This window comes from Sphaerisporangium krabiense (assembly GCF_014200435.1).
Taxonomy (GTDB): domain Bacteria; phylum Actinomycetota; class Actinomycetes; order Streptosporangiales; family Streptosporangiaceae; genus Sphaerisporangium; species Sphaerisporangium krabiense.
This window is the reverse complement of record NZ_JACHBR010000001.1, coordinates 2,840,820-2,857,542: the sequence shown is the minus strand read 5'-3', so window position 1 is coordinate 2,857,542 and position 16,723 is coordinate 2,840,820. Positions and strand designations below refer to the sequence as shown.

The following is a 16,723-nucleotide window of genomic DNA, read 5'->3' as shown; positions in this document are numbered from 1 at the left end:
TCAGTCTTCGCGTGATCTGTTTCTGCAGGTTAAGCGGTGAGTGTGTCGGGGAGTCGATGCGTGGTCGGCGTGTCGCCGTGGATGAGTTTCAGTCGTGCTTTGGCCAGGACTTCCACGCCCATGTAGCGGCGGGCTTCGCTCCATTCGTCGGTCTGTTCCGACAGCACCGCGCCGATGAGGCGGATGATGGCGGGCCGGTCGGGGAAGATGCCGACGACGTCGGTGCGGCGGCGGATCTCCTTGTTCAGCCGTTCCTGGGGGTTGTTGAACCAGATCTGTTTCCAGATCTCTTTGGGGAAGGCAGCGAAGGCCAGCAGGTCCTCGCGGGAGGTCTCCAGGTGATCGGCGGCGGCTGGGTACTTGGTGGCCAGAGCGTCGATGACCCACTGGTGCTGGGCGAGCACGGCTTCGGGACCGTCTTGGTCGAAGATGGTGCGTACCAGGGTGGCGACCCAGGGCTGGGCGGATTTGGGGACGCAGGTGAGCAGGTTGCGCAGGTAGTGGGTGCGGCAACGCTGCCAGGACGCTCCTGGCAGGCAGGCGCCGATGGCGTCCACCAGCCCGGCGTGTGCGTCGGAGATGACCAGGTGGACCCCGGACAGGCCGCGGGCGACCAGGCCGCGCAAGAAGGACAGCCAGCCGGCGCCGTCTTCACGGCTGCTGATCTCCAGGCCGAGGATCTCCCGCTGCCCGTTGGCGTTGACGGCGGTGGCGACCAGGACGTGCACGTTGATGATCCGGCCGCCTTCTCGGACTTTCTGGGTCAGGGCGTCCAGCCACAGGAAGGTGTAAGGCCCGGCGTCCAGGGTGCGGGTCCGGAACGCCTCGACCTGGGTGTCCAGGGTCTTGGCCATCTGACTGACCTGGCTTTTGGAGATGCCGGTGATGCCCAGTTGCTCGACCAGCTTGTCCACCCGGCGGGTGGAGACTCCCAGCAGGTAGGAGGTGGCCACGACGCTGATGAGCGCCTGCTCGGCCCGGCGGCGGCGCTCCAGCAGCCAGTCGGGGAAGTAGGACCCCTGCCGGAGCGGGATCGCCAGCTCGACGGTGCCGGCCCGAGTATCCCAGTCACGGGTGCGATATCCGTTGCGGGAGTTGGTGCGCTCGCTGCTGCGCTCGCCGTATCCGGCCCCGCACCGGCTGTCGGCCTCGGCCGACATCAACGCTTCGGCCATGGTCTTCACCATGGATCGCAACAGATCCGGATCCTGCTGTTCGATCTGCTTCGCCAACCAGCCGGCGGGGTCCACACTGTCGTTCACGGCCATCGCCTTGTTCTCCTTCGGTCTTGATCGCAATCACGAAGGATCACGCGATGGCCGTCCTCATTTCACGACGCCACGCTTGTCATCAGGGGAAACTCTTACACCACGTCCGTGGACGCAACCGCCAAGCCCAGGGCTGACCTCGGCCCCGAAGACTCCGAGTGGCGTCGTCGATTTGCCGAGTGAGGGTGTGTCAGGACATGGTGGGGCCGGGTTCCGGGTGCGGCGAGTAGCGATCAAGCAGTTCAACCTACCTAGGCGAACACAGGCCGCGATCTACCAGGCACGGTGCATCCCCATCCGACCAAAGCCAGCAACGACGCACGTCTCGCACGAGACACTTCAAAAACCGATAGCGCGTCGGCGGCGCGGCCGGACCGGCCGAAGAGCCACATCGCGGCCAGCGACCGCCCGACCGTGGTCGTCGCCTCGGTAGATGGAGTTGTCCAGGACGGTTGAGTGCAGGTGGATTTGGGCGTGGAGGGGAGCGTAGGAGGGTGAGGACGTTGCGCATTTCGGCGCTCATGACGTCTTCGCCGATGGCTTCTTCGGCTCCCGTCGTACGGCGTCCTCACCCGTCAAATCGCCGGCACGCTTCGGCCGTCTGCGCGCCAACCACCTGAGCGCAGCTTGGCAGACGTTACTGTCACTGAAGATCAAAAACGCCCCGTAGCACGAATGCTCGGGGCGTTTTGGCTGCTTTTGAGGTGGTCAGGGGCGGGGTCGAACCGCCGACCTTCCGCTTTTCAGGCGGAACAACCACCCTGCTCCCCTACCGAAGACCAAGGTCAGAGGGTGGTGAACGGCTGCCGTCGCATGCCCTTGGTGGCGGATGTTGCTGTCACCGCTGCTGTCATGACGGGCCATCGCCTGCGGCGCCAGGAAGTCCAGTACCGCTTCCCCGCCGCGGGTGTGCCCGGCGGTGAAGTTCCTCGTCGATCTGGTCAGTCCGTCGCCCGATCTTCATCTATGCGTTGCAATACACCTCGAGACCGGCATTCGCGATCTCGCGGAGATAGACCTCGGTACTGGCCAGGAGTTCCATCTGCTTACGTCTGGCTCTGGTCTGGCTCAGACCAGGCTGCGCGATGGCGATGGTGAGGTGCGGCTTACGAGTCCTGGCCGTGTCGCGCAAGCGGACGAGTCTTTCGGAGGTGCCGGCCTCGATGCCGCTGTGACCGTATTTCCTTTGCCTGTTCCGGGCGCGGTTAATCAGGGTGTTCAGCATGGCGGTAATGTCGCGGCGGTAGGCGGCTGACTTGTTGGCCTGGCCGCACACTTCGTAGAGATCTTCTACCCGTGCGCCTGCCTGCGGCTCCGATGAGTACTTGCAGTGCACGAGCAGGATATGCAGCTCGCGCTCCGTCTCGCGGAGAGCAACGATGTCGGCGATCTCGCCGGAGCCGTCGTCATCGACGACCACATCCCAGGGGCCACGCGCCAGGACCACTTGGATCATCCGTGCCTGGATGGAGTCGGCGTCGCGGGTGCGTCCCTGCGACTCCTTGGTGATGTCGATGCCCGTCCAGTCCGGTACTTGAAGCCGGGCAGAATCGAAGGGTGGGATGTCGCGTACGGGATGCAGGAGGCGGGCGGGCGCGCAGACAAGGGTGTCGTTCTCGAAGAGGACCTGGAGCACGTTGTCGCGGCGAGCGAAGAACTCGGTGGCGGAGAGGTCGCGACGGGACGTGGAGATCATCACTTCACCGTCGCCCGCGGCTCTGACCCGCATCAGGCCGTCTTCGATGAAGATGGCGTAGGGCACCTGCCAGGCAGGCGTGCGGATGACGAAGTGGACGGCTTCGTCTGGGACGTGGGGTGTCACCTCAAGCTCGGCTTCCAGGAAGGAATAGGAGACGCCGCCGTAGGAAAGCTGGACGGAGTCCTCATTACGGGCCAGGAGTGCCAGCGGCCACTCCACAGCCAGGACGGTCAGCTCCGGCCAGTCCTCGAGGTCCTCGGGCTGGATGAAGTTGTCCATGACATGGGCGATGTTGATGCTGTCGTCGAGCAGCTTCAGCCCCATCTCATTGCACCAGTCGACCCAGTGCTTGAGCGACTCGGCGGTTCGGCGGCTCCAGATCCGGCCCTTGAGTGAGGCTCCGACGCTGGTGCGGACGCCGGCGGCGAACCCGGTCGCGAAGATGTTGGTCTGAGCCTTGGTGTGTTTCTCGGCATCGGCGAAGCCCTCCGCGACGTCGGCTCCGACGTGCATGGAGAAGCGCCGGTTACGGTTCCTGACGTCCAGGACACCGACGTTCGTGGGCACGAGCCGGTCGATGCCGCCCATGACGCGGTAGACCCGCTTGCCGGTGATGCGGTCCGCGGTCTGCCCGCACACGGCCGTGGCCAGGTCCTCGTGGAGGCTGTCGTTGTTGGTGCTGTTGATGTACAGCAGGCCGTGGGCTTCGTCCCAGGACATGACGTAAAGGTGGTGAACGACTTCTTCCACGGCGGGAAGCTGGCCCCACTGGACGGGAGCCTGCTCCTGGGTGACGAACCAGAGCACACGATCGCGCCTGTTGACGGCGATGGGGTAGGTGAGCAGATTCTCCTCAGGGAAGACCTGGTAGACCTTCGTCGGGGTCCAGTCATGGCAGCCGGTTCTGTACACCACCGCGCTCATCTTCGGCAGCACCGACTTGATGGACACCTCTTCCGGCCCGGAGCCGAATGCGGCCTCGAAGTCGCTGACGTCCTCCTGCTCGCCGACGGCCTGCTGGGACAGGTCGCGGACGATGAGATTCCAGTCGGCATCCTCCGCATAAAGCTGACGAAGCTGCTCGTCGAAGGGTGCGTCGGATCGTGAGGCCACCACGGTCGCGTTGCCCACCGTCGTTGAGGACACGCGGGCAAAACGGCCGATGAACTGCAGCGTGATGCCGAGGCTCTTATGCGTGTCGTGGAGTGCCGCGACCTTGAGCTGCGGCAGGTCGAAACCTTCTCCCAGCATCCCCACGCAGATGATCACGTGGGAGTGGCGTTGATCGAGTGCGTCGAGGGCGGCCTTGGCCTTCCTGCCGCTGAGCTTGCTGTGGATGACCATGGGGTTGAGGTCCGGCGCGAGCCCCTCGTACAGGTTCAGCAGCTCGTTGGCCCGATTGATCGAGCTGGTCCGCGCCATGAGGAGGTGATCGCGGCCGTTGTCGAGGTCGGTGCGCAGGCACGACAGGGCGCGTTCGGCGATGTCCCTGTCCGGGTCGTCGAAGCTCAGCACGGAGATGTAGTCGATGCCGGCGAAATATCCCTGAGCCTGCGCTTCGCGCAGCGGAAAGGCGTAAACAACTCGTCCGCCAAGGGGGCGCCCGTCCGTCCGGAAGGGGGTGGCGGTGAACTGGACGACGGGCCGGCCGTCGAAGGCGTCGCGGATCTCGCTCCAGGTTCTGGCCGCCACGTGGTGTGCCTCGTCGATGAACAGGTGGCTGAACTCGGCCAGGAAGACGGTCCGGACGTCCTCGGAGAAGCCCGCAAGGGCGGCGGGGGTAGTGACCACCACGTTGCACGCCTGCGCGAAGGAGCGGGCGCTGTCGCCCGACTCGAAGTGGTGCTCCACGCGGCCTACCACAGGGCGTTCGAACGGGCCGGTGACGATGCCCAGTTCAGGCAGGATGCCAAGGGCCTCGAACTTGCCCGCAGTCTGACCGCGCAGCACGTCGGAGGGTACGAGGACCAGCAAGCGCTCCGGGCGCGCGGCTGCATAGATCGCCACCATAGTGTCGGTCTTGCCCGTGCCGGTGGGCATCACGACCGTTGCCGGGTGCTGGCTTCCGGTGGTCCAGTGGGCGAAGACGGCCAGGAGAGCGCCAGTCTGGGGTGCACGCAACCCTCGCGGGCTCTGCGCGTCGAGGCCGGGTAGGCGAAAGGCTCCCTCGAGAGATGCCCTTACTTCGGCTGGAGCGTGCGCCGCGGCGGGACCGCCCCAGGCGAACCGCTCCTTCTTCCGGACGAGGTGCACGTATTCCGGGGCGGGACCTTTGATGACAGGCCAGCGCTGGTCCTCCGCGACCGCCCATACTGACTGGTTCTCATTGACAAGACGGGCCTTGCGTGGTGGACAAAGGAGCTGGCGTGCGATGTTCTTGTCAACTTTGATCGAATCGGACCATCGAGAAGGCAATTCGATCGATAGCCCCTCGACGTCAACGTACTGTTCCATGTGTCTCCCGCGAGACGCACCAACGGGCGCATCCCCCTCAGGAGCACCACTTGTTGACCCAGATGATAGGCCCGCAGGTGCATGATCACGACTTGGGCGGCCTTTTCAGCTAAATGATCAATGCAGGTCAAGGTGAAATTTCGGGACATATTCCACGTTATGGCTGAAATGGGATCAAGCTAACTTCGGCGTAGGACGGCCCAGCTACCCCAGCTAGCCTCAGCCTGCGCATCCCCAAGTCCTCAGCCACCGAGGCCAGCGTCCGTCCCGGATCGGACCGAGGGCGTCCGCCTTGAACACCGGCAGGTACGACTCATCGCCACGTGGAAGTCCTTGTCTCCAGATCTCCATCATCAGGCACTAAAGGTGTCCACACCTCGGGGGTAGGGCCGAGTTTGTCATCGAGCACAGTAGTGCCCAATTGAGGTTATGCAGGTTGTCTTCGCTGCACTCATCGCTATCGCAGGAACCCTTCCAGGTTCACTCACGACCTTCCTCTTTCCAGGCGGACCGATCGCCTCGCTCGTTACATCAACACCATGGTCAGACGCATGTGGGTGCACGCGTGGATGCGGCGAGGTGTAGGGACGCTGCTGTCATCTCGGCCGTGGTCACCCGCCGGTAAGGCCGACTGGTTGGGGGTCCTACCGGCGATCACTAGCCGTACGACGAGCACCGCAGTCGGCGATCGTCACGGCCTCAGCCACCGTCGCCTTCTGGTCCGTAGCCGAGTGGAGAACATGTACCCGTGTCTCGATCTCTCTTCCCCCTGCTCAGAGCCCAGCTTTATGTGACTGCCGTCCAGCAGGCGTCCCACCAGTCAGGACACTGGGCTGCCGCCACCGCCACGGTCGCAAGATCACACGGTTGGCCGTAGCTGCAGCTTCCTCCGCAGCACCTAGCTCTGATGACCCTCCACAGCAACTAGCCGGCCCCTACTTCAAGATCCAAGCAGTGTTTGCGCAGCTAGGCTCAGCATCGCAACTGTGCAAACCTGTCCTTGCAATCGGACATTGAGGCAGCATTCTTCAGGCATGAGAGAAGATGTGTCTCACCTCGTCCTGTCGATGGGAAAGCTGATGAGTGACGTCAATGTCCTTGCACTCCTTCTACTCATGTGCACGCTTGGCGGGAACAAGCCAGAACAGGTGGAGGAGCAGTGGTGGGATAGACATGAGATCGCAAGTTACCTGAAAGTGAAGCCAGCGACCGTCAGTTCCTATATCCACCGGCAGCAATTCCCCAAGCACGAGGAATTCCGAGGGCGAAAGCAAGTCTGGAGACGGACGACCATCGAGACATGGCGAGGCCAACAACGCGGTTCCGTCATAGTGGCTGAGACTGTGGAGGTCCGTAGTCCTGATAGTCCCAGGGAACCGACAGTTCAGAATCCCGATGGCACCTTCGGCCATCTAACGGACCATGATACGGCCTACGGGGTCGTTCAAGCCCGGCTCGACCTATGTGAAGCTGCTCGCTCTCTATCTGAGAGCGCTAAGCAGCTTGCCGCCATCCCGACTAACGAACAACCTGATACATCTACCAAAATTCTGAAGCAAGCGAAGGATTTGCGACTTAAAGCCGAGGAAATCATCGACAAAGCGGCCGTGTATAAGCGCATGTGTGGGGCACCGCGGCCAGGTGTATATCAATCCATCGGCTTCACATCAGAGGCAGCGCGCCGCGATTATCAAAAAGCAGGCCAACGCATTCACAACCGACTCCACATTGGGAATGTCGAAGCTCTAGAAAAGTTGCAAGATAAGCAAGCAAAGGAACTGGATCGCTGGCATGGCGAGACGGGTTCAAGTACGGCTCAGGGGATCCGCCGCCTGCGTCTCCTTATTACTTTAAATAGACTGCGGAAGCAAGAGCTCGCCATGAATGCGTCCAACCTCCAGCAAGCGAAGCAATTGCATCGAATCATTAGACACCAGGCCGTGATTTATGCGGAACTCACAAGATTGGATGGCGCAGAGATCGAGTGGTTTGCGGCCGCAAGTAGTGCTAGAGATAAAGCGGAGGATCTTCGGGCATATATCCACCAACAACTCAAAGACGATTTAAATCTTGGACCGGCCTAAATCGCTACCGGTCGCATTAACATAAATCCTGTGTGCAGTCATCTGCATCCAAAGAGGGTGATCACTAATGGAATGGCTTAGCTGTGCAGTAAAAGAAGCAGGACGGACGGTCCGGATGTCGTTGGACAGTTGGCCGCGAACCGCCCGCCTGTGCGTCATCACCACGTTCGTTGTGATGGGGGCCGCAACCTTGTTGTCGATTCGCTAGGCAAGACACTACCGATAGATCCGGAAGTGTGGGGCAGTGGCTCAACTCGCGATCAGGGGGCGTTTAGGATGTTCAAGTGCGCGGTCAAGGGCGGGGCGAACTGCCCATCTTCCGCTTTTCAAGCGGACCCCCCTGCTCCTCCACCGTTGACCGCGGCTAGAGGGTGGTGAACGGCTACCGCCGGCCACCCTTGATAGCCGACGTTACTGTCATCGCTGCTGTCACGGCGAGCCGCCACCCTGAAGGATCTCGATGGTGTCGAGTACATCGGCGACCACATGGCCAGCCTGGTGGTCGACGCCGGGCCAGATGCCCCGGTCGATCCAGATGGTCTGGAGACCTGCCCCGCGTCCGCCTGCAATGTCCCTTCCAACACCTGCGGTCGGCATCGCACGAGGTGCGGCATGCGCCGCCGATAGCGGGCCCACAGCTGAAAACGCGGGTTCCGATGATCTTGAACGTGTCACGACCTTCGCCATGCCTCTGGTCTGGCGCTTTGCCGGTTGATGCTAGATGCCGCTCATTGCCGTGGTTGGGGTCTGGTGAGGCGTTGGCGTACTTGGTGGCGGACGATGCGTTCGGCGAGTTCTTGGGGGGTGTCGGCGGTGAGGGTGGTGGTGCGGCCGTGGAGGGCGTACCAGCGGTAGGCAAAGGGGTTGTAGAGGAAGGCCCAGTGGGGGAAGCGTTCGCGGAGGGCGCGTAAGGCCGATGGTGTGTCGTTCATGGGGTGGGTGGGGGTAGCTCGGCCCAGACGATGCGGCCGGCGGCGTCGCCTTTGACTCCCCAGGTTGTGGTGAGGGCGGTGACGAGGTGGAGTCCTCGTCCGCCTTCGCGGGTGGAGGTGCGGGCGCCGAACGCGATGGGGCCGCCTTGGTCGGCGATCTCGATGTAGGCGGTTCCATCGGGGTGGTGCTTGACGGTGGCGGTGAAGGTTCCGCCGGGTTGTCCGGTGTGGGTGTGCTCGACGGCGTTGGTGGCGAGTTCGCTGGCGATGAGATCGGCGTCGGCGTGGTCGGGGAGATGGGTCTTGACGAAGCGGCGGACCGCGCGCACCTGCTCCACTCGTCCGAGGAAGGTTTGTTGCCATTCTCCGGTGCCTTTGCGGCTGTTTGTGGGTGCGGTCACGTGGGCTCACCTCGCGATCAAGCAGGTCAGGGGCACTGCATCTATGCCTGATACTTAAAGTACGAGTACAGTACTTAGAGTGCAAGCCACTTGCAGTACTTGCCACGCACAATAAGTACTGCTCTGGTAGAGGCTGCGACGAAGGAGGAGTTCATGTTCGGTCTGGTGGTCCGATTCACCTGTAAGGACGAGGCGAGCGCGGCGGCGTTCGATCAACTGGTCGCCGAGACCATCGAGAAGATCCGCACAGAAGAGCCGGGGACACTGGTGTACGCGTCCCACCTGGTGGAGGGCCAGCCGCTCCAGCGGATCTTCTACGAGCTGTACCGGGACCGGGCGGCCTTCGACACCCACGAGGAGCAGGAGCACACCCGGCGGTTCCTCGGGGCGCGGGATGAGCTGCTGGCCTCGGTCGAGGTCGACTGGCTGTCGCTCCAGACCGGTAAGGGAACGGCAGGGTGAGCACCGAATACCAACGGGCACTAGGCCGGCGGATCGCCCAGGAACGTAAGCGACGCGGCCTGTCGCAACCGGAGCTGGCGCGGCTGGTCGACCGGTCGGTGGCGTGGATCTCCCAGGTAGAGCGCGGTGTCCGCAAGGTCGACCGCATGTCGGTCCTGGAGAAGGTCGCCGAGGCTCTGGACATCCCGTTGTCGGAGCTGGCGGCGGAGGCGCCGGTCGTCGCGGCCTCCGCTGAGGAGATACCGGGAACGGCGAGTCTGCGTCTGGTGCTCTCGGGGGCCCATTCGCTGCGGGCCATGCTGCACTCGGCGCCTGTCCCGCCTACATCGGAGATCAAGCCGCGGGTCGATCGGGCTTGGGAGCTGACGCACGAGAGCCGGTATGTCGAGCTGGCCGACCTGCTGCGCGGGTTGGTGCCCGCGTTGGAGACCGCTGCCCGCTCGGCTCCCGAGGAGCGGCGGGCGGAGCTGTTCCAACTGCTGGCGGTGACCTATCAGGCGTGCTCGGCGGCGCTGGCCAAGCTCGGCGAGCCGGAGGCGGCGTGGATCGCCGCTGATCGGGCGATCGTCGCGGCGGAACGAGCGGGCGATCCGCTGATGATGGCGGCCGGCGCTTTCCGGCTCGGCTTCGTCTTCTTGGGCGCGCGTCACTTCGACCAGGTGGAGGAGACGGCGCGGACGGCCTCGGAGGCGCTGTGGTTCCTGGTCGATGAGGGCAAGCCGGAGGCCATGTCGTTGTGGGGTGGTCTTACCCTGCAACGGGCCGTGGCCGCGTCCCGGTTGAACGAGGCCACTACCGCCTATGAACATCTGGCGCGGGCTCGTGAGGTCGCGGAGCGGCTGGGAGAGGGGCGCAACGACTACAACACCGAGTTCGGGCCGGCCAACGTCACGCTGCATGAGGTGGCCGTGGGGGTCGAGCTGGGCGATGCCGGTCACGCGCTTCGGGTCGGGACGGCGGTGGACACCTCGGCGCTGTCACCTGAGCGGCGTGCCCGGCTTTATGTCGACCTGGCTCGCGCTCATGCGCAGCGCCGTCAGGTCGAGGAGGCCGTATCCGCCCTCCTGGAGGCTGAGACGATCACGCCGGAGCAGATACGGAACCACCGAATCACCTACCAGTTGGTGTCCGATTTGCTGACCATGCAAGACCCGCCCTCTCCTGAGCTGCGGGAACTCGCCGACCGGATCGGCGTGTAGAAAAAATACGTGCACTAATACTAAAAGTACTAGCAGATACTCGCGGTGCGAGGTAGCGTTTGTGTTGTCGCTGAAGCTCTCCTGGACAGGAGGTGACAGCCCAACACAAACGCTCTTCTGCGTTTCAGGGCCAGAAACAGAACGACCGCTCACCCCGGAGCGGTACAGGCCACACATGAAAGTGGCCTGAGCGGGAGACCCGCCCAGGCCGGATGCGGTCAGCACCCTAGTTGGCGCTTCGATGCTATCGCCTCCGGATTCTGACGGCGCGTGATCTCCCTCGTCCCCCACGCCTGCTCAGCAGGCAGACGAGAGGTGTGTTCAGCATGCGCAACATCCCCATCCCGGTCGACGTCTCCCGGCTCCAGTTCATCTGCGTGAAGGCTCCGTGCCCGCGCATCATGAACAAGGAGACCGGCGAACTCAAGACCGACAAGACCACCGGCCAGACCGTCTATGAGGTGCTGTTCTCCGTGGAGGACGCCTTCGGCAAAATCGAGCTGGTCAAGATCGGCGTCGTCGGAGAGCCCTCGGTCCACCCCGGCAACGAGGTCAAGCCTGTCGGCCTGGTCGGCTACGTGTGGGAACTGTCGGGACGCTGGGGCATCGCCTACCGCGCCACCTCGCTCCTGCCCGCCATCATCGCGGAGGCTCGCGGTGTCTGACCATCTCCTCCTCACCCTCGGAGTCCTGGCCGCCTCGGCGGCCGGGCTCTGGGCCTGGCGCCGCTGGCACTACCCGTCCTTCTGGCTGTGCCTGCGCTACCCGATGACCGCCATCACGATCCGCCTCACCTGGCGCAAGGTCGCCCTCGGCTGCGGCCTGACCAAGAAGCGGCAGCGCTTCTGGTTCACCACCGTCCCCGGCCTGATCTCCTCCACCGGCCTCGTCCGCGTCAAACGGCGGTTGCAACGGGTCGCGGTCGACACCAAGCCGTGGATGTGGCTGCCCATGCCGACCCGTCACGGCTGGCGCGTCACCATTCGCCTCCTGGAAGGTCAGATCCCCGAGGACTACGCCCAGGTCGCCGAACGGCTCGCGCACTCCTGGCGCGTCCACGCCGTACGTGTCTCCTCCAAGAAGCGCGGTCGCGTCACCCTGGCCGCGACCATCCGCGATCCGCTGGTCAGAATCGACCAGCTCCCCGTCTCCACCGAACTGCTCAAGGTCACCGTCGGCCGGTTAGAGACCGGCTCCCCCTGGGTCATCGACTTCCGCACCGTCCCGCACTGGCTCAACGCCGGCGCCACCCAATCGGGAAAGTCGAACCTCGCCAACGCCCTGATCATCGGACTGTCCCCGCAACCGGTGGCAATGGTCGGCTTCGACCTCAAAGGCGGCGTGGAGTTCACGCCGTACGAACCCCGCCTGTCGGCCCTGGCCACCTCGCGCGCCGAATGCGTCAACCTGCTCGATGACCTGGTCTCGCTCATGGTGGACCGGATGGCCGCCTGCCGCACGGCCGGAGCGCGCAACATCTGGCAGTTGCCCGACACCCGGCGACCGGTCCCCGTGGTGGTCCTGGTCGATGAGCTGGCAGAGCTGTACCTGATGGCCGACAAGTCCGAGAAAGACGAAATAGCCAAGACCTCGACAGCGCTGCTGCGAGTCGCCCAGCTTGGACGGGCATTCGGGATCTACCTGTTCTGCTGTGGCCAGCGCATCGGCTCCGACCTCGGCCCCGGAGTGACCGCGCTGCGTGCCCAGTGCTCGGGGCGGATCTGCCATCGCGTCAACGATCCCGAGACCGCGACCATGACCCTCGGCGACCTCGACCCCGCGGCCCTGGTCTCCGCGCGGGCCATCGCCTCCGAGACCCCCGGTGTCGCGATCGTGGCTGGCCAGGACGGCCAGTGGTATCGGGCACGCTCCTTCTACGTCTCTGAGCAAGCCGCCGAAGTCGCCACCCGCACCTACGCCGGTCTCACTCCGTCCTGGGCCGAAGTCATGGCCGGTACCCATTGCGCCGAGTTGAGCGATGCCGACCTCGCCGAGTTCCTCGCCCCTGAAACCGCCGTCCTGGAGGGCTGACCGGCATGCGACGCCTCGCCTCCTGGCTACTGGACTCCGGCCCCGTCATCGTCCTGGCACTGATCGCGGGCGCCGGCTCCTTCTCCCACGTACGACAGACAGCGGTGGAGCACGGGCAGACGGGCCCAATGGCCTGGGCGGTGGCCGTATGCGTCGACCTCACCTGCGTCATGGCCGCCCGCGAACGTCAACGCGACAAGAAGACCGGCCGCCACCGCACCGGCCCGCTCTCCTGGCCCACCTGCGTCCTGGTCGCCGGAATCATCCTGTCCCTGGCCGCCAACCTCCACCAAGCCGAACCCTCGGTGTGGGGCTGGCTGACCGCCGCGACACCCGCGGCAGCCTTCCTCGTCGCCGTCTCGATGCTGGAACGACGCGCGACCGGCCCCCGCGCCGAACCCTCCCCGGCCTCGGCCGTCGCCGCGCCGGCCACTGCGCTTCCCACCCTCCTACCTGCCTCCGACCGCGCCCAGGGCGACGTCACCGAACCCTCTCCCGCGCTCCTCGACTACGCCCGGCGCGTGGTCGACGAGCACAGCGCCAAGCACGGCAAGCCCATCACCCTCGACCTGCTGCGCGCTCGGCTAGGCGTATCGCGCCAACTCGCCGCCGACCTACTCCACCACCTGCGCACCGCACCGGAAACACCGTGAAGGGAGCACCATCCATGTCTGTCGACCCCGACCACCGGACGGCCTTCATCACCGGACTACGACGGCTGGCCACCTTCCTGGAGGCCAATCCCGAAGTCCCCGTGCCCAGGTACTCCACCACCATCGGCTACTGCGCCGAGCGCACGGCCGATGCGGAGATGTGCGCTGAGATCGACCGGATCGCCGCGTTGTGCGGCACGAAGATCGACTCCGGCGCCCTGGCTCACGACCACTACTTGACCGCTCTGCACTTCGGGCCGGTCCGCTACGAGGCGTTCGCGATCCTCGCCGACGCCCGCGCCAGGCACGAAGCATTCAGCACCTACCACGGCTGCGTCATCCCCGACCACACGGCCGTCTCCACCGCCTGACCAAGGGGCCACCACCATGGGCGCCCATCTCGACGACCATTCACAACACGCCCCGGCTCAGGAGACCCCAGAACGGACGATGACCGAACCGCTTCCGGTGGTCCGCTACCGCTGCGCCACCTGCGGCGGGACTGGCGTCGACAGCATGGCCGACACCTGCCGCGACTGCGACGGCACCGGAGCAGACAACCACGGGGCCTAGAGCCTCGGCGCCCCCGGCGTGGCCACACAACCGCCAAGTTCCGCGCCACGTCGGGGGCCATCCCCAACCGAACCCGCAAAGACCCGGAAGGGACACGCCCATCATCCCCAACCCCCGCGCTCAGCACGCGGTAACCGGCATCATCGCCCGACTCCACGACCCCCAATACGACCGCTGGGCCGCCCAAATCCGCGCGACCGGCGGATGCCGCCAACCCATCCACCTACGCGGACGGGTCCGGCACATCGACGCCGCGACCGGCCACGTCCTGCACACCTACAACACCAACCGCGAACCCGGCGGCGTCCTGCGCGTCCAGTGCAAGACCCGGCGCGCCTCCCGCTGCCCCGCCTGCGCCGAGATCTACCGCGCCGACACCTACCAGCTCATCCGCGCGGGCCTGGCCGGCGGCAAAGGCGTCCCCGAGACCGTCAGTGCTCACCCCGCGCTGTTCGTCACCCTCACCGCCCCGTCCTTCGGCGCGGTCCACACCCGGCGCGAGCACGGCGGCAAGGTCCTGCCCTGCCACCCCCGGCGCGACGCGGGCACCTGCCCGCACGGACGTCCCCTGTCCTGCACCGCCCGGCACGGGGCCGAAGAAAACCGCCTGGGCGAACCGCTCTGCCCGGACTGTTACGACTACGGCTCAAGCGTGCTGTTCAACGCCCTGGCCCCTGAGCTGTGGCGCCGCTTCACCCTCGCGCTGCGTCGCCACCTGGCCAAGCTCCACGGCCTGACGGTCAAGGGACTGGCCGAACATCTGGTCATCTCCTTCGCCAAAGTCGCCGAGTACCAACGGCGCGGCGTCGTCCACTTCCACGCCGTGATCCGCCTCGACGGACCCGGCGGACCACACACCCCGCCTCCGGCGTGGGCTGACCGTGACACCCTGGCGCAAGCCGTACGGCACGCGGCCAGTGCGGTCAGCGTCCCCGTTCCAGCGCTGGCCGGTGAGCCTGCCCGCGTCCTGCGCTGGGGCGCACAGCTCGACGTCCGGCCCATCGCCATGGACAGAGAACTGACAGAGCAGGCGGTCGCCGGCTATATCGCCAAGTACGCCACCAAAGCCGCCGAATGCGTCGGCACCGTCGACCGGCGCATCAACTCACCCGAAGAGGTCACCGGGCTGGGCCTGCGTGACCACGCCCGGCGGCTGATCGCCGAGTGCTTCCGCCTGGCCGAACTCGACCGGCTCAACGAGCTACGGCTTGCCCAGTGGGCTCACATGCTCGGCTTCCGCGGCCACTTCTCCACCAAGTCACGGCGCTACTCCACCACCCTGGGCGCCCTGCGCGCCGCTCGCGTCGACCACATGCGCGACGAGGAGATCAGCACCGGACGCCTGCCCCTGTTCGACGAGGACACCGTCCTCGTCGTCGCGCACTGGGAGTACGCCGGTAAGGGCCTGTCCATCGGCGACTCCGTCCTAGCTGCCGCCCTGATCGGAATGCCCCTGCCGGAAGACACAACCCATATGGAGCCCTCAGATGGATGACCTCGTGCTCACCCTCGACGAGGCCGCTGAGCGGCTTCGCATCAGCCGATGGATCCTCTACACCCTGATCCACTCCAACCAGCTCAAGACCATAAAGATCGGCCGCCGTCGCCTGGTCCCGGTCGACTCGCTGGTCGAGTGCATCGATTCTCTCAAGGCGGTGGCGTGATGGCCAAGACGACCGTTGGCCTCCCTGACGAGGAACCTAGGCGCCGTTCGGGACGGCGGATCAGGAAGCGGTCGAACGGGGAGGGCAGCATCTGGCCCCGTAAGGACGGCCGGTACGGCTACGCGGTCTTCGTCCCTACGACTGGCGGCGCGGTCAAGCGGGTGCAGGGATCAGCCCGGTCTCAGGACGAGGCCCGAAAGAAGCTCACGGAGCTCCTCAAGAACGCCGACGAGGGGATCCCCGTCTCGTCGGAGAACTGGACGCTCGGCGACTACCTGAACTACTGGCTCAAGCACATCGTCAAAGAAGAACGGCGTCCGAAGACGTACCAGGGCTATGAGAGCGTCGTCCGTCTCCACCTGGTTCCTGGCCTCGGTAGCCGGCGGCTGAACAAGCTCAATGCTCAGGATGTTCGCCTCTTCGTCACCCGCACTCGCACCGAGTGTCAGTGCTGTAAGCACGGTTGGGACGCCTCCCGTGAGGTGCCCGTCTGCTGTGCTGCCAAGAAAGGCCAGTGCTGCGAGTCGCGGCTGTCGACCCGGATGGTTCAGTCTGTCCATGCCGTGCTTCGAAACGCCTTGGAGTGCGCCGTCAGAGAGGAGATCATCCCCCGGAACGCGGCCAAGCTCGTCAAAGTCCCCGTGCCGAAGTACAAGGTGAACCGTGGTCTCACCGTGCCCCAAGCCCGTGCAGTGCTCAAGGCTGCACAGGAACATCGGCTCTACGCCTTGTACGTCCTGGCGCTCTGCCTCGGCCTGCGACGCGGCGAACTGCTCGGGCTCCGCTGGGAAGACGTCGACCTCGACGGCGAAAAGTTGGAAGTCGTGCAGACCCTTCAGCGTGTCGCTGGCCGCCTTCAGTTCGTCCGGCCGAAGACCGAAGACTCAGCGCGTACCGTCCCGCTCCCCTCGATCTGCGTGGAAGCTCTCAGAGAGCACCGTAAGCGGCAGTTCGCCGAACGGTCCGACCGCTGGCAGGAGTGGGAGGAATACGGCCTCGTCTTCCCCTCCCGCCGTGGGACGCCCATGGAGCCAGACAACCTCCGGCGTAGCTGGGGAGCGATCCGCACGGCGGCCGGCCTCGGCGACATGCGCTTTCACGACCTACGGCACACCTGCGTCACGCTCCTACTCAACCTCGGCGTACCGCCCCAGGTCGTCCGCGACATCGTCGGCCACAGCGACATCGAAGTAACCATGACCATCTACGCTCACGCCTCCCTGGATGACAAGCGCACCGCCCTCGGCAAGCTCGGAGAGGCACTGGGCTGATCGCAAGCGGTTAAGGGCCTCGTCACTAAAAC

16 protein-coding genes and 1 tRNA gene are annotated in these 16,723 nt (G+C 65.0%); 11 read left to right on the top strand and 6 right to left on the bottom strand.

Going from position 1 to position 16,723, the window contains the following annotated elements; translation table 11 throughout:
* Nucleotides 1-29: 29 nt before the first annotated feature.
* The 3 genes from BJ981_RS12810 to BJ981_RS12800 all read right to left on the bottom strand — a co-directional run bounded on the left by BJ981_RS12810 (nt 30) and on the right by BJ981_RS12800 (nt 5,421).
* Entirely contained in the window at nt 30-1,268 is a 1,239-nt protein-coding gene (locus BJ981_RS12810; RefSeq protein ID WP_184611101.1) for an IS256 family transposase, read from the bottom strand.
* A 705-nt stretch (nt 1,269-1,973) separates the two neighbouring features.
* A tRNA-OTHER gene (locus BJ981_RS12805) sits at nt 1,974-2,041 on the bottom strand.
* 191 nt (nt 2,042-2,232) lie between these two features.
* Entirely contained in the window at nt 2,233-5,421 is a 3,189-nt protein-coding gene (locus BJ981_RS12800) for a DEAD/DEAH box helicase (RefSeq protein ID WP_184611098.1), read from the bottom strand.
* A gap of 1,034 nt (nt 5,422-6,455) precedes the next feature.
* On the opposite strand from BJ981_RS12800, the gene BJ981_RS12795 reads away from it, so the two are divergent.
* Nucleotides 6,456-7,505 (top strand): helix-turn-helix transcriptional regulator, encoded by a 1,050-nt coding sequence (locus BJ981_RS12795; protein WP_184611097.1) that lies wholly within the window; start codon nt 6,456-6,458, stop codon nt 7,503-7,505.
* A 429-nt stretch (nt 7,506-7,934) separates the two neighbouring features.
* Here the strand turns inward: BJ981_RS12795 and BJ981_RS12790 are convergent, their stop codons facing one another.
* From BJ981_RS12790 to BJ981_RS12780, 3 genes are read right to left on the bottom strand one after another with little or no spacing between them, the layout of a single operon-like run.
* Nucleotides 7,935-8,192 carry a hypothetical protein gene (locus BJ981_RS12790; protein WP_184611094.1) on the bottom strand — a complete coding sequence of 86 codons (258 nt, stop codon included), beginning with the start codon at nt 8,190-8,192 and terminating at the stop codon, nt 7,935-7,937.
* Between the two features lie 41 nt (nt 8,193-8,233).
* Nucleotides 8,234-8,437, bottom strand: a complete 204-nt coding sequence (locus BJ981_RS12785; RefSeq protein WP_184611092.1) for a hypothetical protein — start codon at nt 8,435-8,437, stop codon at nt 8,234-8,236.
* A complete protein-coding gene (locus BJ981_RS12780) occupies nt 8,434-8,838 on the bottom strand; it encodes an ATP-binding protein (protein WP_184611090.1) in 405 nt (134 codons plus the stop codon). Before BJ981_RS12780 ends, BJ981_RS12785 begins: the two co-directional genes overlap by 4 nt.
* 153 nt (nt 8,839-8,991) lie before the next feature.
* Here BJ981_RS12780 and BJ981_RS12775 point away from each other — a divergent pair, with 153 nt between their 5' ends.
* From BJ981_RS12775 to BJ981_RS12735, 10 genes are all read left to right on the top strand, one after another.
* Nucleotides 8,992-9,300 carry a putative quinol monooxygenase gene (locus tag BJ981_RS12775; RefSeq protein ID WP_184611088.1) on the top strand — a complete coding sequence of 103 codons (309 nt, stop codon included), beginning with the start codon at nt 8,992-8,994 and terminating at the stop codon, nt 9,298-9,300.
* A complete protein-coding gene (locus BJ981_RS12770) occupies nt 9,297-10,499 on the top strand; it encodes a helix-turn-helix domain-containing protein (RefSeq protein WP_184611086.1) in 1,203 nt (400 codons plus the stop codon). The genes BJ981_RS12775 and BJ981_RS12770 overlap by 4 nt, the downstream gene beginning before the upstream one ends.
* Nucleotides 10,500-10,825: 326 nt before the next feature.
* Nucleotides 10,826-11,164 (top strand): SCO3933 family regulatory protein, encoded by a 339-nt coding sequence (locus BJ981_RS12765; RefSeq protein WP_184611084.1) that lies wholly within the window; start codon nt 10,826-10,828, stop codon nt 11,162-11,164.
* Nucleotides 11,157-12,530: an FtsK/SpoIIIE domain-containing protein gene (locus BJ981_RS12760; protein WP_184611082.1), complete on the top strand. Its 1,374-nt coding sequence runs from the start codon at nt 11,157-11,159 to the stop codon at nt 12,528-12,530. The genes BJ981_RS12765 and BJ981_RS12760 overlap by 8 nt, the downstream gene beginning before the upstream one ends.
* A 5-nt stretch (nt 12,531-12,535) precedes the next feature.
* The gene (locus tag BJ981_RS12755) at nt 12,536-13,183 is read left to right on the top strand and encodes a DUF2637 domain-containing protein (protein ID WP_184611080.1); all 648 of its coding nucleotides are present in this window, start codon (nt 12,536-12,538) and stop codon (nt 13,181-13,183) included.
* Between the two features lie 14 nt (nt 13,184-13,197).
* Complete coding sequence (locus BJ981_RS12750; RefSeq protein WP_184611078.1) at nt 13,198-13,554, top strand: hypothetical protein; 357 nt, start codon at nt 13,198-13,200, stop codon at nt 13,552-13,554.
* Between the two features lie 79 nt (nt 13,555-13,633).
* Nucleotides 13,634-13,756, top strand: coding sequence for a hypothetical protein (locus BJ981_RS38035; protein ID WP_260324633.1), 123 nt, complete (start codon nt 13,634-13,636; stop codon nt 13,754-13,756).
* Nucleotides 13,757-13,856: 100 nt separating this feature from the next.
* Nucleotides 13,857-15,251 carry a replication initiator gene (locus tag BJ981_RS39125; RefSeq protein ID WP_311745742.1) on the top strand — a complete coding sequence of 465 codons (1,395 nt, stop codon included), beginning with the start codon at nt 13,857-13,859 and terminating at the stop codon, nt 15,249-15,251.
* Nucleotides 15,244-15,420, top strand: coding sequence for a helix-turn-helix domain-containing protein (locus BJ981_RS12740; protein WP_184611076.1), 177 nt, complete (start codon nt 15,244-15,246; stop codon nt 15,418-15,420). The genes BJ981_RS39125 and BJ981_RS12740 overlap by 8 nt, the downstream gene beginning before the upstream one ends.
* Nucleotides 15,420-16,691: a tyrosine-type recombinase/integrase gene (locus tag BJ981_RS12735; protein WP_184611074.1), complete on the top strand. Its 1,272-nt coding sequence runs from the start codon at nt 15,420-15,422 to the stop codon at nt 16,689-16,691. The genes BJ981_RS12740 and BJ981_RS12735 overlap by 1 nt, the downstream gene beginning before the upstream one ends.
* The last annotated feature ends 32 nt before the right edge of the window (nt 16,692-16,723 follow it).

Coding starts and splice junctions, on each gene's coding strand:
- BJ981_RS12755 (WP_184611080.1), top strand. CDS start 12,536: ATGCGACGCCTCGCCTCCTGGCTACTGGACTCCGGCCCCGTCATCGTC.
- BJ981_RS38035 (WP_260324633.1), top strand. CDS start 13,634: ATGACCGAACCGCTTCCGGTGGTCCGCTACCGCTGCGCCACCTGCGGC.
- BJ981_RS12795 (WP_184611097.1), top strand. CDS start 6,456: ATGAGAGAAGATGTGTCTCACCTCGTCCTGTCGATGGGAAAGCTGATG.
- BJ981_RS12785 (WP_184611092.1), bottom strand. CDS start 8,437: ATGAACGACACACCATCGGCCTTACGCGCCCTCCGCGAACGCTTCCCC.
- BJ981_RS12750 (WP_184611078.1), top strand. CDS start 13,198: ATGTCTGTCGACCCCGACCACCGGACGGCCTTCATCACCGGACTACGA.
- BJ981_RS12800 (WP_184611098.1), bottom strand. CDS start 5,421: ATGGAACAGTACGTTGACGTCGAGGGGCTATCGATCGAATTGCCTTCT.
- BJ981_RS12735 (WP_184611074.1), top strand. CDS start 15,420: ATGGCCAAGACGACCGTTGGCCTCCCTGACGAGGAACCTAGGCGCCGT.
- BJ981_RS12740 (WP_184611076.1), top strand. CDS start 15,244: ATGGATGACCTCGTGCTCACCCTCGACGAGGCCGCTGAGCGGCTTCGC.
- BJ981_RS12765 (WP_184611084.1), top strand. CDS start 10,826: ATGCGCAACATCCCCATCCCGGTCGACGTCTCCCGGCTCCAGTTCATC.
- BJ981_RS12790 (WP_184611094.1), bottom strand. CDS start 8,192: ATGGCGAAGGTCGTGACACGTTCAAGATCATCGGAACCCGCGTTTTCA.
- BJ981_RS12810 (WP_184611101.1), bottom strand. CDS start 1,268: ATGGCCGTGAACGACAGTGTGGACCCCGCCGGCTGGTTGGCGAAGCAG.
- BJ981_RS12775 (WP_184611088.1), top strand. CDS start 8,992: ATGTTCGGTCTGGTGGTCCGATTCACCTGTAAGGACGAGGCGAGCGCG.